Source organism: Pseudomonas rhizozeae (assembly GCF_031583775.1).
In the GTDB taxonomy this organism is placed as follows: Bacteria; Pseudomonadota; Gammaproteobacteria; order Pseudomonadales; family Pseudomonadaceae; genus Aquipseudomonas.
Genome location: NZ_JAVLSB010000007.1, coordinates 24,578 through 46,573, shown reverse-complemented (window position 1 = coordinate 46,573; position 21,996 = coordinate 24,578). Strand labels below are relative to the sequence as shown.

22 protein-coding genes are annotated in these 21,996 nt (G+C 59.1%); 9 read left to right on the top strand and 13 right to left on the bottom strand.

The window, feature by feature from the left end:
- Nucleotides 1-287 precede the first annotated feature (287 nt).
- The 3 genes from RG836_RS01340 to cysZ form a co-directional block, all read right to left on the bottom strand.
- A complete protein-coding gene (locus RG836_RS01340; RefSeq protein WP_310842751.1) occupies nucleotides 288-587 on the bottom strand; it encodes a recombinase family protein in 300 nt (99 codons plus the stop codon).
- A gap of 36 nt (nucleotides 588-623) precedes the next feature.
- Complete coding sequence (locus tag RG836_RS01335; RefSeq protein ID WP_310842608.1) at nucleotides 624-2,000, bottom strand: site-specific integrase; 1,377 nt, start codon at nucleotides 1,998-2,000, stop codon at nucleotides 624-626.
- 87 nt (nucleotides 2,001-2,087) lie between these two features.
- Nucleotides 2,088-2,840 (bottom strand): sulfate transporter CysZ, encoded by a 753-nt coding sequence (cysZ, locus tag RG836_RS01330; RefSeq protein WP_310842607.1) that lies wholly within the window; start codon nucleotides 2,838-2,840, stop codon nucleotides 2,088-2,090.
- Between the two features lie 313 nt (nucleotides 2,841-3,153).
- On the opposite strand from cysZ, the gene trxB reads away from it, so the two are divergent.
- Nucleotides 3,154-4,116 carry a thioredoxin-disulfide reductase gene (gene trxB / locus RG836_RS01325; RefSeq protein ID WP_310842606.1) on the top strand — a complete coding sequence of 321 codons (963 nt, stop codon included), beginning with the start codon at nucleotides 3,154-3,156 and terminating at the stop codon, nucleotides 4,114-4,116.
- Nucleotides 4,117-4,275: 159 nt separating this feature from the next.
- Here the strand turns inward: trxB and RG836_RS01320 are convergent, their stop codons facing one another.
- The 6 genes from RG836_RS01320 to RG836_RS01295 form a co-directional block, all read right to left on the bottom strand.
- Entirely contained in the window at nucleotides 4,276-4,614 is a 339-nt protein-coding gene (locus RG836_RS01320) for a HopJ type III effector protein (RefSeq protein WP_310842605.1), read from the bottom strand.
- Nucleotides 4,611-4,904 carry a DUF1244 domain-containing protein gene (locus RG836_RS01315; RefSeq protein WP_310842604.1) on the bottom strand — a complete coding sequence of 98 codons (294 nt, stop codon included), beginning with the start codon at nucleotides 4,902-4,904 and terminating at the stop codon, nucleotides 4,611-4,613. Before RG836_RS01315 ends, RG836_RS01320 begins: the two co-directional genes overlap by 4 nt.
- A 96-nt stretch (nucleotides 4,905-5,000) precedes the next feature.
- Complete coding sequence (folX, locus tag RG836_RS01310) at nucleotides 5,001-5,372, bottom strand: dihydroneopterin triphosphate 2'-epimerase (protein WP_310842603.1); 372 nt, start codon at nucleotides 5,370-5,372, stop codon at nucleotides 5,001-5,003.
- A gap of 2 nt (nucleotides 5,373-5,374) precedes the next feature.
- The gene (folE, locus tag RG836_RS01305; protein WP_310842602.1) at nucleotides 5,375-5,929 is read right to left on the bottom strand and encodes a GTP cyclohydrolase I FolE; all 555 of its coding nucleotides are present in this window, start codon (nucleotides 5,927-5,929) and stop codon (nucleotides 5,375-5,377) included.
- Between the two features lie 22 nt (nucleotides 5,930-5,951).
- Entirely contained in the window at nucleotides 5,952-6,662 is a 711-nt protein-coding gene (folM, locus tag RG836_RS01300) for a dihydromonapterin reductase (RefSeq protein ID WP_310842601.1), read from the bottom strand.
- Nucleotides 6,663-6,731: 69 nt separating this feature from the next.
- On the bottom strand, nucleotides 6,732-7,301 hold the full coding sequence (locus RG836_RS01295) for an antibiotic biosynthesis monooxygenase (protein WP_310842600.1): 570 nt from the start codon (nucleotides 7,299-7,301) through the stop codon (nucleotides 6,732-6,734).
- Between the two features lie 210 nt (nucleotides 7,302-7,511).
- Here RG836_RS01295 and RG836_RS01290 point away from each other — a divergent pair, with 210 nt between their 5' ends.
- Nucleotides 7,512-8,471 (top strand): MerR family transcriptional regulator, encoded by a 960-nt coding sequence (locus RG836_RS01290; protein WP_310842599.1) that lies wholly within the window; start codon nucleotides 7,512-7,514, stop codon nucleotides 8,469-8,471.
- Between the two features lie 30 nt (nucleotides 8,472-8,501).
- On the opposite strand, the gene RG836_RS01285 is transcribed toward RG836_RS01290, so the two are convergent.
- Together RG836_RS01285 and RG836_RS01280 are read right to left on the bottom strand one after the other, a co-directional pair.
- Nucleotides 8,502-9,107: a hypothetical protein gene (locus RG836_RS01285; protein ID WP_310842598.1), complete on the bottom strand. Its 606-nt coding sequence runs from the start codon at nucleotides 9,105-9,107 to the stop codon at nucleotides 8,502-8,504.
- Nucleotides 9,108-9,180: 73 nt separating this feature from the next.
- Nucleotides 9,181-9,636 (bottom strand): PAS domain S-box protein, encoded by a 456-nt coding sequence (locus RG836_RS01280; protein WP_310842597.1) that lies wholly within the window; start codon nucleotides 9,634-9,636, stop codon nucleotides 9,181-9,183.
- A 142-nt stretch (nucleotides 9,637-9,778) separates the two neighbouring features.
- On the opposite strand from RG836_RS01280, the gene RG836_RS01275 reads away from it, so the two are divergent.
- The 4 genes from RG836_RS01275 to RG836_RS01260 all read left to right on the top strand — a co-directional run bounded on the left by RG836_RS01275 (nucleotide 9,779) and on the right by RG836_RS01260 (nucleotide 13,109).
- Entirely contained in the window at nucleotides 9,779-10,234 is a 456-nt protein-coding gene (locus RG836_RS01275; RefSeq protein WP_310842596.1) for a flavodoxin, read from the top strand.
- A 160-nt stretch (nucleotides 10,235-10,394) separates the two neighbouring features.
- Nucleotides 10,395-11,177: a class II aldolase/adducin family protein gene (locus tag RG836_RS01270; RefSeq protein WP_310842595.1), complete on the top strand. Its 783-nt coding sequence runs from the start codon at nucleotides 10,395-10,397 to the stop codon at nucleotides 11,175-11,177.
- Entirely contained in the window at nucleotides 11,177-12,079 is a 903-nt protein-coding gene (locus RG836_RS01265; protein ID WP_310842593.1) for an alpha/beta fold hydrolase, read from the top strand. Before RG836_RS01270 ends, RG836_RS01265 begins: the two co-directional genes overlap by 1 nt.
- A gap of 118 nt (nucleotides 12,080-12,197) precedes the next feature.
- On the top strand, nucleotides 12,198-13,109 hold the full coding sequence (locus RG836_RS01260) for an SDR family oxidoreductase (RefSeq protein WP_310842592.1): 912 nt from the start codon (nucleotides 12,198-12,200) through the stop codon (nucleotides 13,107-13,109).
- A gap of 54 nt (nucleotides 13,110-13,163) precedes the next feature.
- On the opposite strand, the gene RG836_RS01255 is transcribed toward RG836_RS01260, so the two are convergent.
- Nucleotides 13,164-13,424 (bottom strand): bacteriocin immunity protein, encoded by a 261-nt coding sequence (locus tag RG836_RS01255; RefSeq protein ID WP_310842591.1) that lies wholly within the window; start codon nucleotides 13,422-13,424, stop codon nucleotides 13,164-13,166.
- Between the two features lies 1 nt (nucleotide 13,425).
- Nucleotides 13,426-15,429: an S-type pyocin domain-containing protein gene (locus RG836_RS01250; protein WP_310842590.1), complete on the bottom strand. Its 2,004-nt coding sequence runs from the start codon at nucleotides 15,427-15,429 to the stop codon at nucleotides 13,426-13,428.
- A gap of 630 nt (nucleotides 15,430-16,059) precedes the next feature.
- Here RG836_RS01250 and RG836_RS01245 point away from each other — a divergent pair.
- The 3 genes from RG836_RS01245 (at nucleotide 16,060) to RG836_RS01235 (ending at nucleotide 21,943) form a co-directional block, all read left to right on the top strand.
- Entirely contained in the window at nucleotides 16,060-17,853 is a 1,794-nt protein-coding gene (locus RG836_RS01245; RefSeq protein WP_310842589.1) for a DUF1302 domain-containing protein, read from the top strand.
- A gap of 23 nt (nucleotides 17,854-17,876) precedes the next feature.
- Entirely contained in the window at nucleotides 17,877-19,247 is a 1,371-nt protein-coding gene (locus RG836_RS01240; RefSeq protein WP_310842588.1) for a DUF1329 domain-containing protein, read from the top strand.
- Between the two features lie 140 nt (nucleotides 19,248-19,387).
- On the top strand, nucleotides 19,388-21,943 hold the full coding sequence (locus tag RG836_RS01235) for a LuxR C-terminal-related transcriptional regulator (RefSeq protein WP_310842587.1): 2,556 nt from the start codon (nucleotides 19,388-19,390) through the stop codon (nucleotides 21,941-21,943).
- Nucleotides 21,944-21,996: the final 53 nt, after the last annotated feature.

The following is a 21,996-nucleotide window of genomic DNA, read 5'->3' as shown; positions in this document are numbered from 1 at the left end:
CAAAAAGCCAGGTGAAAACACAGGAAGCAACGGTGGGATTTATCAAGAGGTTGGCCCTCGTGGGGGCAAGCTCCCGAACTACACAACCGTGCCGGATAATCGCCAGCTTCCCCCAACAACGAAGCCGGGTCACGCCTGGGTTCCGGTAAAAGTGACCCCCAACAGCAAACGTTAAGTTATGTACCTCTTCCTACGGGCGGCTTTGTCGCCCATTTTTTTGTCGTCAGTTTCCAACAGCACGCAGTTGATTTGGCTGAGAAGAAACGAGTCAAGGCGTTGGGTACGCTTCAAGCCCACTTGTTCCAGTGACGTTTAACGGTTGCAATGCCAATGCCCAATTCGGCTGCAACGCTTGCCTGCGTCATGTCCTTTGCCTTGAGCCGTTGTACGGCTTCTGTTGTATCGTTTGCTGCTGGACGTCCCAATTTCTTGCCTTCTGCTTTGGCGCGCCTCAAACCAGCCTGCGTGCGTTCAATTAGAAGATCGCGTTCGAATTCGGCAACAGCTCCTAGCACCTGCATTGTCATTTTTCCGTGATTATTTCGTAGGTGGCCCGCAGTTTCGCGTCGAAGTATCGGGAATACGATATGCTTTTTGCGGGCTAGATGTGATTCTAATTTACATTAGCTTGCATCCTGTGTGCGGCTAGCCTCATTTCCCAGTTCCTGACCTTGGATTAGACTGGCGGTGGAAGGTATTAGCCCAGCAGATTTTGCGATGCTTGGCAGCTTCCGAATTTCTTCAGCCATTCCGGACAGCGGGCTTACCCCATATCGATCACCTTCATTTGATCGTGCATGGCCCGTTATCCAATCGCTTACTTCTTTGGGAATTCCAACCTTCCTCGCAGTGGTCTTAAAGGTATGTCGAAAACCGTGAAGTGGGTGTCGTCCTTGTCGATAAACGCCCCAACGTATAACCAACGGACGCCATGCTTTGGACACGATGCCCGCGAAGCCGTCGGATACCTTGATCAGTTGGGGAAATAAGCGAGACTCGTGGTCCTTTCCTTCCACCAATTCTAGAATGCCCAGTTCTAGCAGGTCGTCATGCAGGGGCACATCGCGTCGACTACCTTCCGTTTTGACGGACTTGTCCGGCTTATCATCGTCGATTCTGATAAACCAATGTCCGCCGGCATCTTGACGAAAATCGCACACATACAATTGGCTGATCTCTTCACGTCTTGCTCCGGTATAAGCTGCGATTAGCGGTAGCCAAAACAGCGCATTACCTGGGCGGCCGGATGAATACCGTAATGCTTTGAATTCGGGCTGACTAAAAAGGGTTACAAGCTCGGTCCATTCATACCCTTTGGCGTCTTCGAGTAGGCGTTTCGGTTTCGCCGACCCTAAGCGTTTATGGATACGTGACGCACTGACCGGATTGAATTCAATCAGGCCCACATCCACGGCATAAGACAACACGGATGATAGGCGGGCGATAATCAGTCGAATCGAAGATGTCGCCAGTGGCGTATTGCTGTGTTTGACCACGGACTTAGTTAGCTTTCCGGCGAAGTCCTGGATTTGCGGTTGCCCAATTTCCGCTACGTCACGGTCGCCCATCCGTGCTATGAATCGATCAACGGACCGTTTGTAGTCGACTGTGTGGCGACGTAATACATGTGCAGGTTTGTTTCCCAACGCTAATGATTCAACGTAACCAAGAAACGCTTCCGAAAGTCTTAGGGGCTTTCTGGTGGGTGAGCTTTCGCTTTCACTCGCGGTGGTTGTGTGCGTACAGGTCGGGATTGAAAACGGATTAAAGCGTGGTGAAGGAATCAGGCACGAATGGCCACTGCGCACCTGTTGAAAAAATCGTTCGGACTCTGCATATGCGATTGCAAATGCAGCCTTGGCCTCTTGATGGTTTCGTGTGTTCAGCGAACGGCGAATTTCAGTTTTGCCGATCACCAGTCGAATGTCATCCGGCACCCTGCGTCGTAGGTAATAGATACCAGAGTCGGGATGCCGGAATGGTTGTGCTATCAGTGCCATGTGTACCAGCCTTGTGTATCAGTTGGCTGGGAAAGGGCAGTTTAAGCGTTAGTTGCGACCGGGTTCTTTCAGTCAATCACGACCGACTCAGCGTTGCGTCACCAGATTCTCTGCGCCCTGTTCACGCACCCAGAACAGCGTCGCGCCCGCAACGGCGGCCGGCATCATCAGGATGTTCACCACGGGGATCAGCAGCACCAGGTAGACAATCGCGCCGAAGCTCATGCTCTGCCAGCGCTTCTGGCGCAGCCAGGCGAGCATCTCGTTCCAGCCCAGTTTGTGGTTGTCGGCCGGGTAGTCGATGTACTGGATCGCCATCATCCACACCCCGAACAGTAACCAGAGCGGCGCGGCGACGATGTTGACCACTGGAATGAACGACAGGATGAACAGGCCGATGGCCCGAGGCAGGAAGTAACCGAGCTTGCGCATTTCTCGGGCGAAGGTGCGCGGGACCATGGCGAACAGCTCGCCCCAACTGAAGGCCGGGAAGTCATCGGTGCCGCGTACCACCGCTTCGACCTTCTCCGCCAGGAAGCCATTGAACGGCGCGGCGATTACATTCGCCAGCAGGGTGAAGCTGAAGAACACCATCAGCACCACCAGCACCACGAACAAGGGCCAGAGGATGTAACTGAGAAAACTCAGCCAATCCGGCAGGTTCGGCATCAGCGTGTCGACCCACAGGCTGAACTGATGACCGGCGAGGTAGATCAATCCGACGAACAGTATCAGGTTGATCATCAGCGGCAGCAGCACGAACAGGCGCAGGCCGGGGCTCAAGACCAGCTTGAGGCCTTCGCGCAGGTATTGTGGGCCGGACAGTACAGGAGCGGGCATAGCAGGGTCCTTGCGATAAGTGAACGCGCCGACCTTACCGACTTTGCCGGGGGTACGAAAGCGCCGTCACAGTGTCGACATCGGAGGTAACAAAGGCGCCTATGTCGAGGCATTGTGCGGATAGAGACCGCCTATAAGCTGGATTGTTAAACCGTATTTCCTTAATCTTCGCCCCCTCGATACGCTGCACCCATCTTTTTCAGGACTGTCGAGCTCAAGCCTTCCCCAAGTGCTCTCAACGGTTCTTTTTATTCCCGCCGGCATCCCGGCGGTCCGCGCCCCGCCGTCAGGGGCCGGTCAACAGGAGTAGGTCATGTCTGATGTACGTCACTCGCGGGTTATTATTCTCGGCTCCGGCCCTGCCGGTTACAGCGCCGCGGTCTATGCCGCACGGGCCAACCTCAAGCCGCTGCTGATTACCGGCATGCAGGCCGGCGGTCAACTGACGACCACCACCGAAGTCGACAACTGGCCGGGCGACGTGCACGGCTTGACCGGCCCGGTGCTGATGGAGCGCATGAAAGAGCATGCCGAGCGTTTCGAAACCGAGATCGTGTTTGACCACATCAACGCCGTCGATTTCGCTTCCAAGCCTTACACCCTGACTGGCGACAGCGGCACCTACACCTGCGACGCGCTGATCATCGCCACAGGCGCCAGCGCTCGTTACCTGGGCCTGCCGTCGGAAGAAGCGTTCATGGGCAAAGGCGTTTCCGCTTGCGCCACCTGCGACGGTTTCTTCTACCGCAACAAGCCAGTGGCGGTAGTCGGTGGCGGCAACACTGCCGTGGAAGAGGCGCTGTACCTGGCCAACATCGCCAGCAAAGTGACCCTGATCCACCGTCGCGAAACGTTCCGCGCCGAGAAGATCCTGATCGACAAGCTCAACGCCCGTGTGGCCGAAGGCAAAATCGAGCTGAAACTGAACTCGACGCTGGACGAAGTGCTGGGCGACAACATGGGCGTGACCGGTGCTCGCCTGAAGAACAACGACGGCAGCTTCGACCAAGTGACGGTCGACGGCGTGTTTATCGCCATCGGCCACACCCCGAACACCTCGCTGTTCGAAGGCCAGTTGACGTTGAAGGACGGCTACCTGGTGGTGCACGGCGGCCGTGAAGGCAATGCCACCGCCACCAGCGTCGAAGGTATCTTTGCCGCCGGCGACGTCGCCGACCACGTCTATCGCCAGGCCATCACCTCGGCCGGCGCTGGCTGCATGGCGGCACTGGACACCGAGCGCTACCTCGACGGCTTGCAGAACGCTTCGTTCTAAAACCATCGACACAAAAAAACCGGCTGAGAGGCCGGTTTTTTTGTGTCTGGGATTTCACATCTGTGGGAGCGAGCCTGCTCGCGAAGGCGTATTCCCATTCAACACATTCGTTGAACAACTACCGCTTTCGCAAGCAGGCTCGCTCCCACAGGGGCTGCATCAGCGCCGGGTCAGCGGCGTTTGCTCGAACTTAACACCCGCCATCCCGTGCACGATCAGCGCCCGGATATTGCCATGATCGCTGCCCTCAGGCGTCGCCAGCACCGAGCGGTAATGCTCGCCGAAGGCCAACAGCGCTTCCTGGTCGCTCAAGCCTTCCAGCACTGCCAAGCCCAGGGTCTTGCACGACCCTTCGTTCTGGCCGGCAGCGTTTTCCACGCCACCGTTAGTGAAGGCTTGTGGCTGGTAATCGTAGTGCTCGGCGATAAACGCGAGGGTATCGGCGAAGGCGTGCTCGCCGCTGTCGAGGCTGGCGCGCAGGGTATTCACATCGCTCATTGCGGTTTTCCTTGGACGAACGCCGCTTGTTGCTCGGCGCTGGCTTCTTGCTGGTATTGGGCTTTCCACTCGGCGTAGGGCATGCCGTACACCACTTCGCGGGCGTCATCGAGGCTGACTTCGATCTGGCGTTCGTCGGCGGCGGCCTTGTACCACTTCGACAGGCAATTGCGGCAGAAACCGGAGAGGTTCATCAGGTCTATGTTCTGCACGTCTTTGCGGCTGTCCAGGTGCGCAACCAAGCGACGAAAGGCGGCGGCTTCGAGTTCCAGGCGTTGTTGATCGTTCATGGGGGTCTCTGCGAGACAGCTTTGAGCGGCAAGCTCAAGCTGCTAGATGGATTTCAGTGGCCGCTAGCTTACCGCTTGAGGCTTAAAGCTTGAAGCTTAGCGGCTTGCCGCCAGCGTGATTGACACCGATTCTGCAAAACGCAGTGCGTGTGGTTTGTCGACTTCCACTTCGGCGTACAGCACCGAGTCGTTAATCATCACCAGGTCGAGAATTTCCTGGGTCAGGCGTTCGAGCAATGCAAAGCGGTTGCCCTCGACGTGGGCGATGATGGCCTTGGTGATGGTGCGGTAATTGAGCGCGTGATCGATGTCGTTGTCCCGCACCGCTGCTTGCGCCGCGTAAAGGATCGTCAGGTTGATCAGCACGTCCTGCTTGTTGAGGATCTCGTCTTCGTTGATACCGATGAAGGTCCGCAGGCACAGGTCCTTGACCCGGATGCGGGCCATTCCTGGTTGAAGTTGTGGCATTGCTACTTGCTCCGTCCAATCAATTGCAGGAACTCCTGGCGGGTGTTGCTCGACTCGCGGAAGGCGCCGAGCATCACCGAGGTGTTCATGGTCGAATTCTGTTTCTCCACGCCGCGCATCATCATGCACATGTGCCGGGCTTCGATGACCACCGCCACGCCGGCGGCCTGGGTCACGTGCTGCACCGCATCGGCGATCTGGCGGGTGAGGTTTTCCTGGATTTGCAGGCGTCGGGCGAACATGTCCACCAGCCGCGCGATCTTCGACAGGCCCAGCACCTTGCCCGTCGGAATATAAGCTACATGGGCCTTGCCGATGAAGGGCAACAAGTGATGTTCGCACAGCGAATAGAGTTCGATGTCGGCGACGATCACCATCTCGTCACTGTCGGAAGCAAACAACGCGCCGTTGACGATCTCCTCGACGCTTTGCCCGTAACCGTGGCAAAGGTACTGCATCGCCTTGGCGGCCCGTTTGGGAGTGTCGCGCAAGCCTTCGCGCTCGGGATCTTCACCGAGGCCGATCAGGATCTCGCGATATTGCTGGGGCAGACTCATGGTGTTCCTCGCACAGCGGGGCTTATTTGACGTGCCGTCCGCCGTTGACGGTCAGGGTCGTGCCGGTGACGTATGGGTTGTCGAGCAAATAGCGCAGGCTCTGGTAGATCACCTCGCTGCCGGGCTCGATGCCCATCGCGGACTTGGCCAGCGCCTTGGCGCGATACGCCGCGTCGTCGTCGGGATTGAACAGTAGCAGGGCCGGGGCAATCGTGTTGACCTTGATCTGCGGCGCATAACGCGCGGCGAACGACAGGGTCAAGCTGTCGAGCCCGGCCTTGCTGGCGCAATAGCCAATATGCCGGCTGCTGCCCTTGCGCGTGACGTCATCGCTGACGTGCACGATGTCCGCTGGTATCGAGCGCTGCAGCAGTTCGGCACACTGCAGGTTGATCAGGTAGGGTGCGAGCATGTGCACGGCGAACATCCGGGTGAAATCCGCGGCGGCGGTGTCCGGGGTTTCCTCTCGCCATTCGGAAGCGTTGTGGACGATCGCCCGCAGGCTGTCGGTGTGTTTGTGCAGGTCGGCGATGAACGCCTGGATTGCGCGTTCGCTGGAGAAGTCGGCGAACAGCGCAGTGGCGCCGAGATCGCGCAATTGCTGAACGCCCGGACGTTCGCTGCGATAAGTGAAGATCACGCGATGACCGTCTTCGAGCAAGCGCTGCGCGCAGTGCAGGCCGACACGCTGGCCGGCGCCGGTGATCAGGATCGGAGCAGAGGAAGCATTCATGAACGGCTCGCGTCGCAGTAAGAGCAAAACTATACCAGCGACGCGAACGGTTCACCTATCGGCAAAAAACTAGCGACTGTGGGAGGCGGGCTCGCTGGGCAGCGGCCGGGCCGGCGTGCTGTGCAACCAGCCAGCGAGCAGATGCGTCGACAGTGGAATAAACCAGAACACCATCAGCGGCGTCAGCACCAGCGTACTGACAAACACCCGTGACAACAGGCTCAACTCGCCGAGCAGCGGCCCGAGCACGAAATTGAACAGCAGCGACACCGGGAAAAACGCCAGCCAGATCGCCACGGCCTGTTTCCAGCGCGGAGGACGTTGGCCAACGGCGCCGAACCAGCCTTCGATCCCGCTGACCCGGTGTTCCATCGGGTGCGCGAACAGGTCGCTGCCACGGGCCAGCCACGCGGTGCGCGAGGCAGAATGCTCCCAGGCGTGCAGGGTGGTTTCATCGGTGAAACGGAAAATGATCTGGAATTCGTCGTCATCGGGCGGCGGGGCGAGCACGCCGGAACCCAGGTAACCGGGGAAGTCAGTGGCCAGTTGTTCGCCTTCGCGCAACCAGGCAATCAAGTCTTCGTAGCGACCGTCGGCAACGCGCCGGGCCACCATCAGGGTGACGGGTGAGGTAGACATTGTGTATCTCCGAAAACGAGCGCGGCCCTCCGGGTAGGAGTTTTGCGGTACGCAGCGCCGGGGTGGTGGGCTGCGCCTCAAAGGCAAGCAAGGATTATTCCTGATTCTGCGAAATACGCCAGTGGCGTTGGTCGTTGCGTTGGCCTATTGTCGGAGCGGGGGGAGGCCAGAGTAGAATGGGATCCAATTCATATGGACGATATACATCTTATGCCTGTACCGACTGAGTTGGATGCCGTTGTACGGGCCGATGCGTCCCTCGACAAAGAACAGCTATTCCCGATTCGCGAAGTGGCGCGACTAACCGGCATCAACCCCGTGACCTTGCGGGCCTGGGAGCGCCGCTATGGTTTGATCCAGCCCACGCGCACTGGAAGCGGGCATCGCCTGTATTCCATGACCGATATTGAGACCGTGCGCAGCATCATGAGCTGGATCGATCGCGGCGTGTCCGTCAGCAAGGTCGGCAAGATCCTCAGCAAGGCCAGTCCCGCGCAAGTCCTCGAGCCCATCATCAACCACGAGCAGATTCACCTCGACTACGCCGAGTGGCAGGCGGACTTGCGCGGTGTGATCAGTCAGTTCGATGTGCAAGGCCTGGATCGCGTTTACGGCCAGGTGTTTTCCAGTTACCCGGTGACGGTGGTGTTTCAAGACATCCTGATGCCGCTGTGGCAACAATTGCAGCGACAGCAGGAGCGTTTCGGGGCTGCCAGCGAGTGGCTGTTCTACGACAGCTTCCTGCGCTCGCGCACGTTGCAGCGCCTGCAAGCCATGCGCCATCCGCAGCAGCGCGTGGTGGTGATGAGCGCGCTTACTGGTCAAGGGTATGAACTGGAATTGCTGGTCGCCGCGCTGATGCTCGGCTGCATGGACCTCGGCATGCGCGTCTTGACCCTCGGTCAGCCGCTCGATGAACTGCCGCTGGTCTGTGGCAAGATCAAACCTGCGGCGCTGGTGTTGTTTTCCAATTACGCGCCGGTGGCGGAATTGCCACGCCGCTTGAGCCGCTTGGCCTTGAGCCTCGACTGTCCGCTGATGCTCGCGGGTAACGTCGCCGAGTTGCTGGAGGAGTCGATGGCAGGTTCGGCAGTCGGGTGCCTGGGTAACGAAGGCCGGCTGATGCGCCAGCGCCTGCAGCACTTCCTGGCAGGCAATCTGGATACCTGATCCTGGCAGTGCAGGGCTTTATCGACGGGCTTAGACGTGCAGGGCAGGGTGGGTCAGGCGATGCTGCTGGAGGATGAACTGCCGCAGGCGCTCGGTTTCATCGCTGTCGGTTTGGCTCAACTGATAGGCATAGAAGCCGTTTTCGGTTTCCCGTTCAAAGCTGCCGCGCAGGGGAATGCGTTCGTAACCTGAAGGGCTGAACCACAGAGAAAAATGCTTCGGCGGCTTGGTGCGGTTGCGTACTTCGATCAGCACGCCTTTGCACGACACTTCATGCACCCAGAACATTCCAGGCTGGCCCTTGGCATTTTCCAGCGCGACCGGCTCTTCAAGCGCCAGGCGCCACGGCCGAATCATCGGGCCGTCCTCGTAAATGCTTGGCACACCCAGACGCAAATGCAGCGCGTGAAATTCGTCTTCGACCAGATGCAGTGGAAACGTCATCTGTTGGTTTTCGAAGTTGGCCTGAATAGTCACTTGCTCATGCGCCGCGAGCCGCGTGAGTAGGTCGCGGATTTGCGAACCGCCGTTAACCAGCAGGCTCGACGTTGCATCGCGCACGTTGAGCTGTGGGTTGTGCTGCATGGTCTGGATAAAATCCAGCTCATCCTGGGTCAAGAGTGCATTGCGATGCATGGGGTAACTCGAAGGATATAGTTACAAAGTTAATGGTGATTGTAGTTAATGACCGTTGATTCGCTGATTCGTTTTAGCCGTTCGTCGCTTTCAACGCATTCAGCTCCGCGCGCACCTGTGCCAATTCCGTCTCAAGTTGCAGCACGCGCTGCTGGGCCTTGACCTGCACTGACACATCTTTCTGCACGCCGACCACATATGTCTGGCCATCGGCTGGGCTTTTTATCGTGGAGAGTGACAGTTCATTCCAGAAGGGAGTGCCGTCCTTTCGATAGTTACGCAGCACTTCGCGACATGAGCCGTCGTTGCGCAGTGCTGTACGAACCATCTCCAATGCCGCTTGATCGCGGTCACCGGCCTGAAGGAAACGGCAATCCTGGTAGAGCACCTCGTCGCGGCTGTAACCGGTCAGGCGTTCGAACGCCGGGTTGATGTAGATCAGAATGTTGTCGTCGCCTTCTTTCTCAGCAACCACGATCCCGTCGTTGGAGGCGTCGATTACTATCTGCAGCAGGTGCGCGTTGATCATCCGAGAGTCCTTTGTGCGTCAAATGATCCCGCCAGTGTAAATCAGCTTCAGCGACTGTCCACCGGCCAACAGCGAGCCCTCGGCGCGGGTTTGTCGAGACTGGTAAGCTTCGGGTCTTTTATTCAGCTTCAGGAACAGATTGATGAAAGTCGCCATACTTTCCGGCTCGGTGTACGGCACCGCCGAAGAAGTCGCACGCCACGCAGCGAACCTGCTCAAAGAGGCGGGGCTCGAAGCCTGGCACAACCCCCGTGCCACCCTGGCCGACGTGCAGGCCTTTGCCCCGGACGCGTTCCTCGCTGTGACCTCGACCACCGGCATGGGCGAACTGCCGGACAACCTGGTGCCGCTGCATTCGATGATCCGCGACCAGTTGCCAGCCGCGTGGCGCGGTTTGCCCGGCGCGGTGATTGCCTTGGGCGACTCCAGCTATAGCGATACTTTTTGCGGCGGCGGTGAGCAAATGCGCGAACTGTTCGGCGAGTTGGGTCTGGTGGAAGTGCTGCCGATGCTGCGCCTGGACGCTAGTGAAAGCGTCAACCCCGAAGCTGACGCCGAGCCCTGGCTGGCGCAGTTGACCACAGCGCTGAAGGCCTGACGCGCTGCTCGTGCGGTTGTTGCAGGCCGGGCGTCAGCGCCGCGCAGAAGGCTGACTCGCTCGGCCAGTAAGCTGGCTGCCAATGCAACTACCGCATCTCGCCATGCTGACTAGACTGGTCCTCAGGTGCTTAAAACTACAAGAACCAGAGGTCATTGCCGTGAGCGTAGCCCCCGTCCAATCGCCCTACAGTGTCAAGGATCAAGTCAGTGCCGCTGAGTGGCAAACCCGCGTCGATCTGGCGGCCTGCTATCGCCTGGTGGCGATGCACGGCTGGGATGACCTGATCTTCACCCATATTTCCGCCAAGGTGCCGGGCACTGAAGACTTCCTGATCAACCCGTTCGGTCTGATGTTTCATGAGATCACCGCGTCGAGCCTGGTTAAGGTCGACCAGGCCGGTCACAAGCTGATGGACAGCCCTTACGAGATCAACCCCGCCGGCTATACCATCCACAGCGCGGTGCATGAAGTGCGGCACGACGTCGTCTGCGTGTTGCACACCCACACCGCGGCCGGGGTCGCGGTGTCGGCGCAGAAGCAGGGCATTTTGCCGATCAGCCAGCAATCGCTGTTTGTGCTCTCCAGCCTGGCGTATCACGGGTATGAAGGCGTGGCGTTGAACCACGACGAAAAAGCCCGTTTGCAAGCCGATCTTGGCGAGAACAATTTCCTGATGCTGCGCAACCACGGTCTGCTGACCTGTGGCGGCACCATCGCTGACACCTTTCTGATGATGTTCACCTTCCAGCGTGCCTGCGATATCCAGGTGCTGGCGCAAAACGGCAGTGCAGAATTGATCGCCATCGAACCGCACATCCTGGCCGGCGCCAAAGCCATGATTGCCGGCGTGACCAAAAGTGCTCAAGGCATGGGCGGCTTGCTGGCGTGGCCGGCCTTGCTGCGCAAACTCGATAAACAAGACCCGGGTTATAAATTCTAATGCCTCTCGCCGAGATCCCACTGTGCGTGTGGCGCACCCGCGGTCAGACCTTCCAGTTCCACGGCCAGAGCATCCGGTATTGGGTGGCCGGCCAGGGTGAGCCGCTGTTGCTGATCCATGGCTTTCCCACCGCCAGTTGGGATTGGCATTACCTGTGGCAACCGTTGGCGCAGCGCTATCGGGTGATCGCCTGCGACATGCTTGGTTTCGGCGACTCGGGCAAGCCGCTGAACCACGAATACAGCCTGCTGGAACAGGCGGATTTGCAACAAGCGCTGCTGGCGCATCTGGGCGTCGAGCAACCGCTGCATGTGCTGGCTCATGACTACGGCGACAGCGTTGCCCAGGAATTGCTGGCCCGGCACTACGAGCGGCGCATCGAACTGGCCAGTTGCGTGTTCCTCAATGGCGGTTTGTTCCCTGAAACCCACCGTCCATTGCTCGCGCAAAAACTCTTGCTCAGCCCCTTGGGCTGGATGTTTGGCCGCGCCTTCAGCCGTGATGCGCTAGTCAAAAGCTTCCGGCAGATTTTCGGCCCGAACACGCGGCCGAGCGAAAGCGAAATGGACGACTTCTGGCGCCTGGTGGAGAGCCATCACGGTCCGCGCATCATGCACAAGTTAATCAGCTATATCCCCGAACGCCGGGTACACCGAGATCGCTGGGTCAGTGCCATGCAACAAGATGAAGTGCCGCTGCGGGTGATCGATGGCGAAGTCGACCCGATCTCCGGGGCGCACATGGTCGCGCGGTATCGCCAATTGATCCCCAACCCGGATACGGTGTTGCTGCCCGGCATCGGTCACTATCCGCAGATCGAAGCACCGGTCGAGGTGCTCAAGCATTACCTGAAGTTTCGCGAACACTGGGTCTCGCGACCACGGCAATTGGCCTATTCCTGAATCGGGCCCATCCCCCAGCCTTATCGCGCACCATTCAGCGCCCGCCGTGTTTCTTGTGACTGGCTGTGGCGTGCCGGACACTCAGGCCATTGTCCCAATGGCCTGCTGGAGTTCTCCCATGAATGAGTCTGTGCGCTTCGAAGATAAAGTGGTGATCGTCACCGGTGCGGGCGGTGGCCTCGGGCGCGCTCACGCCTTGTTATTCGCCCGGCAGGGCGCCAAGGTGCTGGTCAACGACTTGGGCGGATCGGCGCAGGGCGAAGGCGCCAATGCGTCGGCGGCAGACCGCGTAGTGGCGGAGATTCGCGAAGCGGGCGGCACCGCGCAGGCCAACCATGATTCGGTAACCGACGGCGACAAACTGGTCCAGCATGCTCTGGACGTCTTCGGCCGGGTCGACGTGGTGGTTAATAACGCCGGAATCCTGCGCGACAAGACCTTTCACAAAATGGACGATGCCGATTGGGATCTGGTCTACCGCGTCCACGTCGAAGGCGCCTACAAAGTCACCCGCGCCGCCTGGCCGCACCTGCGCGAGCAAAACTATGGGCGGGTGATCTTCACCGCGTCGACCTCGGGCATCTACGGCAATTTCGGCCAATCCAACTACGGCATGGCCAAGCTCGGCCTCTACGGCCTGACCCGCACGCTCGCCATCGAAGGCCGCAAGAACAACATCCTGGTCAACGCCATCGCCCCCACCGGTGGCACCCGCATGACCGAAGGCCTGATCCCGCCGCAAGTGTTCGAACAACTCAAGCCGGAATTGGTCAGCCCGTTGGTGGTGTACCTCGCCAGCGAAGCGTGCCAGGAAACCGCCGGCCTGTTCGAAGTCGGCGGCGGCTGGATGGGCAAGGTTCGCTGGGAACGCAGCCTGGGCACCGGGTTTGATCCGCGGGTTGGTTTCTCCCCCGAAGACGTGGCGGCGCATTGGCAGCAGATTTGCGATTTCGAGGGGGCGGCGCATCCGAAGGACAACATTGAAGCGCTGAAAGAGATGATGGGGAATTTGCAGAAGTATTTGATGTAACAAACTGAAAAGGGGGAGAAGTGAGAATACTGCTCCCCTCTTTTCGCGTTTCTATTACTCAGCCTTAAAGCCTGGTTTGCCGTTCGCGAGTCTCCAGGTCTTGATAGTATTCAATACCCCTTCTGGGCTATCTTCGGCCCCGGCTGATGGGTAGTACATAACGTCTGAGCCGTTAGGATGCTCAGAGGTATTCACGATGGTTTCAACGATCTCATCGAGCTCGGCTTCCGATGTGTAATCTCCAGTGAACAAGCGCTGGATAAGAGTCTTGTATTCGGATTCTGTGTAATCTTCCAATTTCTTTTTAAGAGTCATCTTAATTTCCCCCTTTGCTGGAGTGGGCATTGATATGCTGCTTCGGTCCCAATATTCGAATGTTGTCAATATTGTAGACCTCTCCGTCTTCACTAATAGGCTTCACATGGTGGAGTTCGTACTTTGTCCTTTTTCCAACTTGATCGGCTTGAGGTGCTTTTGGGGAAAGCCCTTTTTCCATTTCTAGTTTTGTTGGCCGAGGTAAATGGGAACTCAAGGTAGGATCCGCCGCTACTGCCTTCCAAAACTCTCGACGAAACGCGCTGAAGCTGGAATATTGCTTTCCTCGCAGTTTATCCGCGATGTCTGTTGGAATGGGTGATCCTTCTTGCGATAAGGCTGCGCCTAGCCAATTTCCCGAAACCGCCTCCCCGGATCCGCTTGCTACACCCGGTTCATTCCGCCGATCCCTGAACATCGTATAGATCGGGGGTATCCCCGAGTCTGCAGGGAAAACAGTGATGAAACCTCCCAGGCTGTCGAGATCCAGCTCAGGAAATGCATCTATGCGCCCTTCGAGAGCAGTGACGGTAGCGCCCTCGTAGACGACGACACCCGATTCGCTTGAGGGCAACGATGTTGAGGCGTCGCCCGGCTGAACAATCGGCGTCCAGGTTATGCCAATCGATGGCAGGCCAGGACTTTGAGTCGTGTAGACCTTCCGGATTGGATCGTAGGTGGCGAGTTGGACTGGCACATCAAAAGGCACTGCCGCGCCGTTGGTGGCGACCACGAAGTACTCGATGGAGTTGCCTTCAGCTTTTAAGCCAATGCCAACATTCAGCTTGACTTGGCCACTTGTTGGCGCGTTTGCGCTCAAGCTTTGATCGGTAGCCGGCGAGAGGTCTGCAAGCGGAACGCTTAACGAGTACAGGTCGCTATTGCCCAGAGGCGATGGGTACACCAGTGCCGCAAACCCGCTGGCCAGGGCCCCTGCTGATCCGACGGCAGCCGAGACTGTTGCGGTAAGTGCTGATTGAAGAGCGGATCTGACTGCCAGCGATGTTGCCTGACTGACCACTAACGTTCCGGCTGTGCCAGCGAACAGGGGGCCGGCTGACGCTGTCGAACCCGCCATGGCTAGCGTCGTTTTTCTAGCGTTCTCTTCCGCTTGCCGCTGTTCTTCGAGTCGCTGCAACTCTGCCAGTGCTTCGAGGTGCGCCCGTTCTCTAGCGACTTGCTGCGCTGCGGCTTCTGCTGCAATGCGTGCTTGCTCTTTGGCGGCTAGCCGGGCTTCTTCAAGAGCTGCAAGCCGCGCTTGTTCGCGGGCGCGTACCTCGGCTTCCTCGTTGATCCGCGCCAGCTCCGCCGCTAATCGTTGTGCTTCCTGCTCTGCTTGTCTTTGTGCGTGCTCTGCGGCTTGTGCTGCCGCCAAAGCCTGGTGCAGATGTGCCGTGCGCTGATTAAGTGTCTGGATGGTTACTGACAGTAATCTCGCGTCATGGGCAGCCCTGTAAGAAGTGGCCCATGCCTGCATTGCAATTCCATGAGGCCCCGGCCGACGCTCCATCGTCGTGGCTTTTATCATGAACTCGTTGATATGGCGGTTGAACGGATCTCCTCCAAAAAACGCATTGGCAATTGAATTTTTAGTGTGAAGTTCGGCGGTTTTTTGTTGTGTAAGTTGATGGTTTGCGGCCAGCTCGCGGGTGATTGATTGCGACGATGAAAGAGGTTCTGGTGATCTGATGGCTGCTAGTTCGGTTTCAATGGATTGGGGTATCTGGCTGGTCCGTGCCTGATACTCCTGTTCTAGTGCTTGCGCAGTGGCCTTCACCATATTTTGGTTCTGGTAATAAGTTGCTACCCCGTGACCGATTGGTCCGGCCCTCTTATTGATCGAAGTTCTTGGGCCTGGGGTCATTTGTTCGGGAGCAACACCCTTAATCTCAAGGGGTGTATCAATCTCCCAGACAGGAGGTTTGCTGTTGCTGTTCGGTTGATGCCTATTCGGTGGCTTTTGCATATTCATATCCTTTTGAATGTGCATGTATGTGAAGCGCATCGGTCCGTCATTGGTCCATGCGATATAGAAATAACTCTACGACAAGCGTAAAAAAGTCGGGTCCGAGAACAGCGTCAGGTGTTGCCTGTAAACTTGTGCGATGTTTCCAGAAGTTAATTGAATGGAAATAACTTTCTGCCGAATCCAAAGAAGTTTCTCAATACATCCTCAGACCCTTCCCACACGCCTCGGTGTAAACACTTTTGCCTAAAAAACAAGCAAAAAAAAGCCACCGCAAACGCAGTGGCTGAGGCAGACGTTGGATCAAGGAGCAACAAATCAACGTCAGTGAACGCTGGGTTGATGGGCTGAAGCAAACTGCTTCAATCCGTCAGAATCTTGCGCTTCCAGGCCAGTTGCGCTGAAAGCCCGGCCAGCATAAGTGCTTAACCACAAAGGAAAAACAGTGATTTCGGACATGCACTGTTACCACTTGGGCAACAGTCACCCGGTGACACCATCCATTTTCCTGATGGCGGCCCATCCAGCCCGCCCATGCTCGGCGCAAAAACCCGGATGACGGGGTGACTCATCCTTTCGAGCGACAACGCGAATACCTCCTTGGTGCGCTTATCGCCCCGGTGGCGCGGCAGTAGGGTGGGGCCTTCTGTCACTCACCGGGGAAGACGCATGACAAAAACAACAATGCGCGCCATCTTCAGGCCGCAGGCGCTCGCCGCTGCGGTGGCGTTGGGCTGCTGTGCCCAGGCGCAGGCCGTTGCCTTCAATATTGGCGAGATCGAAGGGCAATTCGATTCCTCGCTGTCGATCGGTGCCAGTTGGGGCATGCGCGATGCCGACAAGTCGTTGGTCGGCACGGTCAATGGTGGCAGCGGACAGGCGTCGACCGGGGATGACGGGCGGCTGAACTTCAAGAAAGGCGAAACCTTCTCCAAGATCTTCAAAGGCATCCACGACCTCGAACTGAAGTACGGCGACACTGGTGTGTTCGTGCGGGGCAAGTATTGGTATGACTTCGAGTTGCAGGATGAGGACCGCGAGTTCAAACCCATCAGCGATCACGGCCGCAAAGAAGGCTCGAAGTCGGCTGGTGCGCAGTTGCTCGATGCTTTTGTCTACCACAACTATTCCATCGGCAATTTGCCGGGCACCCTGCGCGCCGGTAAGCAGGTGGTCAGTTGGGGTGAAAGTACCTTCATCGGCAATTCGATCAACAGCATCAACCCGATCGACGTCTCGGCCTTTCGCCGACCCGGTGCCGAGATCAAGGAAGGCCTGATTCCGGTCAACATGTTGTTCGTTTCCCAAGGCCTGACCGAGCAACTGAGCGTCGAAAGTTTTTACCAACTGGAGTGGGACCAGACCGTCCTCGACAACTGCGGCACCTTCTTCGGTGGAGACGTGGCGGCGGACGGCTGTAACACGGGCTACACCGTTGCGAGCCCGGCGATTGCGCCGTTGCAACCGATTGCCGCCGCGTTCGGCCAAGGGTTTGAAGTCAGCCGTGAAGGCGTCGTGGTGCCCCGTGGCGGCGACCGCGATGCGCGGGATTCCGGGCAATGGGGCACGGCGCTGCGCTGGCTGGGGGACGACACCGAGTACGGCCTGTATTTCATGAATTACCACAGCCGCACGCCGAACGTCGGCACCACCACTGCGGGGCTGGGCACCCTGGCGCGGCTTCCGGGCATCATCAGCACCGCCAACGGCATCGCACCGGGCACCGGCGCGTCCCTGGCGCAAAGCGTGATGCTCGGGCGTGGCCAGTATTTCCTCGAGTACCCCGAGGACATCCGTTTGTACGGCGCCAGTTTCTCCACCACGTTGCCCACTGGCACCGCGTGGACCGGCGAAGTCAGTTACCGCCCCAACGCCCCGGTGCAGGTCAACACCAACGACTTGACCCTCGCGCTGCTCAACCCGATTGCCAGTGGCACGGCTTCGCCGCTGGTGACTTCGCCGGGCGCCGACAACAAAGGCTATCGGCGCAAGGAAGTGACGCAACTGCAGAGCACCCTGACGCATTTCTTCGACCAAGTGCTCGGCGCCGAACGCCTGACCGTGGTCGGTGAAGCGGCGGTTGTGCGGGTGGGTGGCCTGGAGTCGCGGGACAAGGTGCGTTACGGCCGGGACTCGGTGTACGGCCAGTACGGTTTTGGCGGCGACACCGATGGCTTCGTTAACTCTACCTCCTGGGGCTACCGCGCCCGGGCGATCCTTGATTACAACAACGTGATGGCCGGGATCAACTTCAAACCCAACCTCTCGTGGTCCCACGACGTCAGCGGCTACGGCCCCAACGGTTTGTTCAACGAAGGCGCCAAGGCGATCAGCGTCGGGGTCGACGCCGATTACCGCAACACCTACACCGCCAGCCTGAGTTACACCGATTTTTTCGGCGGTGATTACAACGTGCTGGAAGACCGCGACTTCGTGGCGCTGAGCTTCGGCGTGAACTTCTGATCTGGCTGAAAAGGATGACTGTAATGCGCAAGATGATTCTGCAATGCGGCGCGGCCCTGGCCTTGAGCCTACTGGCGCTGAACGTGATCGCCGCGGTGTCGCCGCAAGAAGCCGAGAAGCTCGGCACCAGCCTGACGCCGCTGGGCGCGGAGAAGGCCGGCAACGCCGATGGCTCGATTCCGGCGTGGACTGGCGGCCTGCCGAAAAATGCGGGTGCGGTGGACAGCAAAGGCTTTCTCGCCGACCCGTTCGCCAACGAAAAACCGTTGTTCGTGATCACCGCCGCCACCGTCGACAAATACAAGGACAAGCTCTCCGACGGCCAGATCGCCATGTTCAAGCGCTACCCCGAGACCTACAAAATCCCGGTCTACCCGACCCACCGTACGGCCGCGTTGCCGGCGCAGATCTATGAGTCGGCCAAGCGCAGCGCCCTGAACGTGACGCCGATCAATGACGGGAATGGCCTGGCGAATTTCACCGGTGACCGTTACTACGCGTTTCCGATTCCGAAGAACGGCGTCGAAGTGATCTGGAACCATATCACCCGTTATCACGGTGGCAACCTGCGCCGCACCATCACCCAGGCCACCCCGCAATCGAACGGCGATTTCACGGTGATCCGCTTCAAGGACGAAGTGGCGGTGCCGCAATTGCTCGGCGATCTGCAACCGGGCAGCGACCAGAACGTACTCAGCTATTTCAAGCAGGAAGTCACCGCGCCCGCGCGTCTGGCCGGCAACGTGTTGCTGGTGCACGAGACCCTCGATCAAGTAGTGGAACCGCGCAAGGCCTGGATCTACAACGCCGGCCAGCGACGGGTGCGGCGCGCGCCGCAAGTGGCGTATGACGGCGTCGGCACGTCATCGGACGGGCTGCGCACCACCGACAATTTCGACATGTTCTCCGGAGCGCCGGACCGCTACGACTGGAAACTGGTCGGCAAGAAGGAAATGTACATCCCCTACAACAGTTACAAACTCGACTCGCCGAACCTCAAGTACAGCGACGTGATCAAGGCCGGGCATATCAATCAGGACCTGACCCGCTACGAGCTGCATCGGGTCTGGGAGGTGGTGGCCACGGTCAAGCCAAACGAACGTCATGTCTACGCCAAGCGCCACATGTACATCGACGAGGACACCTGGCAGGTGGCGCTGGCCGACCACTATGACGGTCGCGGGCAACTGTGGCGCGTGGCGGAGGGGCACGCGCAGTTCTACTACGATCATCAAGTACCAGCCTATACGGTCGAGGCGCTGTATGACCTGATTGCCGGGCGCTACATCGCGCTCGGGATGAAGAACGAAGAGAAGCGCAGCTTTGAGTTCGGCATCGAGGCCAAGGCCGGGGACTACACGCCGGCGGCGCTGCGGAGTTCAGGTGTGAGGTGACGTGTCCTACAACGTCTTAGGAAAAAGGTGACCCACGGGTCGCCTTTTTTATGGGCGTCAATCAGCGCGCTGAATACTTCTTCAACAAGCCGCCGACACGGGACTAGGGTGGCCGCACAATTATAAAAAGGCACGCCACTATGACTGCCATGACGCCCTGTCTGGACCGTCCCGGGTATCTGCCCCGTGTGTCCTCCCATCACTTGTCGCGGCCACGGCTGACCGAGCCGCTGCTGTTGTCGACGGCGCGGGTCAAGCTGCTGTGCGCGCCGCCCGGCAGTGGTAAAAGTGCGTTGCTTGCCGAATGCCTGTTACAGGTGCCGGCCGACGGCCAGGTGCTGTGGTTGCCGTTGCACGGTGCCTCGTTGAGTGCGGCGGATTTTTGCTCACGGCTGGCGCAAGCGCTGCAACTGCCCTCGACCGATGAGCCAGAACTGCTGGCGACACTCTCCCGTTTGCAGGCTTCAACCTGGGTCTTTCTCGATGACTATTGCCGGACCCCGGCGCCCGAACTCGATGCCTTGCTGGATCGACTGATCGCCGTCAGCAGCCCCGCGCTGACCTGGTGGCTGAGTGCGCGGCGGCGACCGCAATGCAACTGGCCACGGCTGCTGCTCGACGACGAACTCTACGAAGTCGAAGGTCGGGCGCTGGCCTTCAATCAACCCGAGGTCGAACAATTGCTGGGTCACCTCGAGCCGGCGCTGGTGGAGAAAACCGCACGCAGGGTGGTGCAACGCAGTGGCGGCTGGTGCGCGGCGGTGCGCATTGCCCTGCTGGATGGCTGCCAGTGGGCGCGTGATGAGGCGCGGCAAGCGCGCTCGGCGACACTGCTCGATTACTTGCAGCACGAGTTGTTCAACACCTTGCCGCCGGAGCTGGCGGACGCCTGGCAAGTGCTGGCACACCTGCCGCGTTTCAATGCCAGTCTGTGCGACCACCTGTTTGGCGCGGGCGAGGGCGCGCGCTGGATGCTCGACTTGCAGGCGCGAGGTTGCTTCATCGAGTCCTGGGAAGGCTCACCAGACTGGCTGCACGTGTTCGCCCCCTTGGCCCGCTTGATCAAGGACCAACCGTGGCCGGTCGGCCGCGCCTGGCATCGCCGCGCCTGCCAGTGGTTCTGTGCCGAGCAAGACTGGCAAGCCGCGTTCGAGCAAGCCTTGCTGGCCGAGGAGTTCGACGTTGCGGTGAGTCTGTTGCAACACTTCAGCGTTGAGCAGGTTTTGCAACGACAGAACGCCCGGCTGCTGCTGGGCTTGTACGAACAACAGGGCGCCGATTTATTGCTGGGCACGCCGCAACTGATCGGCCTCGTGACCGCCGCGCTGCTGTTCGCCGGGCGATTCGATCAGGCTGGCCGCTGCCTTGATCAACTGTCGCGGTTCTTGCCACAGCCAACGGCCGACGCACAGTCGCAACTGATCGCTCGCTGGCAGGCGCAACGGGGTTGGCTGCTGCATCTGCAAGGAAGGATGTCGGCGGCCCGTGCGTTGTTCCTCGAGGCCCTGGATACGCTGGACGCCGAGGCCTGGCCCGCGCGGTTGCTGTGCTGGTCGGGGATGACCCAGCAAGCCCTGCTCGAGGGTGATCTCGACGGCGCCCAGGGCATCAATCGCCAGGCCCTGTGCCTGGCTCGGGCGCAGGACTCGCTGCTGTTTGAGGCCTGGCTCGAACTTGATCATGCGCAGTTGCTCGAACAGCGTGGCGCGGCACCGCGTGCGGACAACTTGCTGGCCAATGTTCAGCAACTGCTGGAGCAACGCACCGACCGCCCTGTTTCGCTGTTGGGGCGGATCGCGTTGCGCCGGGGGCGACTGGCCCTGAGCCAGGGCCACGACGGGCAGGCCGCGCGGTTGTTCGAATCTGGTCTGGACGACTGCCGGCGCAGCCACGACAAACGTGTGCTGTACGGCTATTTGGGCCTGGCGCAACTGGCGGCCAATCAGCGCGATTACGCCCAGGCGTTCGTTTACCTGCGTGACGCCGAACGGCTGATGCAACAACGGCAGATCCCCGACACGGTGTATCGCGGGGTGTTACTGCAAACCAGCAGCCATTTCTGGTTGCAGCAGGGCCGGCCGGAACTGGCGCATGAGGCCTTGAGCCGGGTATTGAAGCATTACCGCGGGCCGACTGCGCGTCAGGCGCCACCGGCGACCCTGGAATTGATTGCCAGGATCGAATATCTGTTGGTGCTGGCCGAGACTCACTTGCATGGCGGTTCAGACGCAGCCAACCGGCTGCATCGCTGGCGCGAGAATGCCGCTCGCCGTGGCCGGATGAACCTGGAGGCCGAATTGCTGTTCGCCCTGGCCGAGGTGTTGGCGTTCGAAGGTCATGCGTCCGGCGCCACGGCCACCTGGCAAGTGGGCCTGGACTTGGTGAGTTGCTACCATTTGCGACAAGCCCTCAGAGAAGCGGAATTGCGTTTGCCCCCGGCGCTGCGATGGCTGATTCGTGAGGATGGCCCGATGGATGAGGTGTGTCCCAGCCCGGCTCATCATTCCTTGAGTCAGCGCGAACTGGAAGTGTTGGAGCTGATTGCCCGGGGTAATTCCAATCAACAAATTGCCGAACAGTTGTTCATCTCGTTACATACCGTAAAGACCCATGCTCGACGTATTCATGGAAAGTTAGGCGTCGAAAGACGAACGCAAGCCGTGGACAAGGCAAGGGGCCTGGGATTGATAACTTGAGGCAGCGCGTAATTAAGAAATAATTAGGTGGTTTTTATTGATGTGTCGGCGTT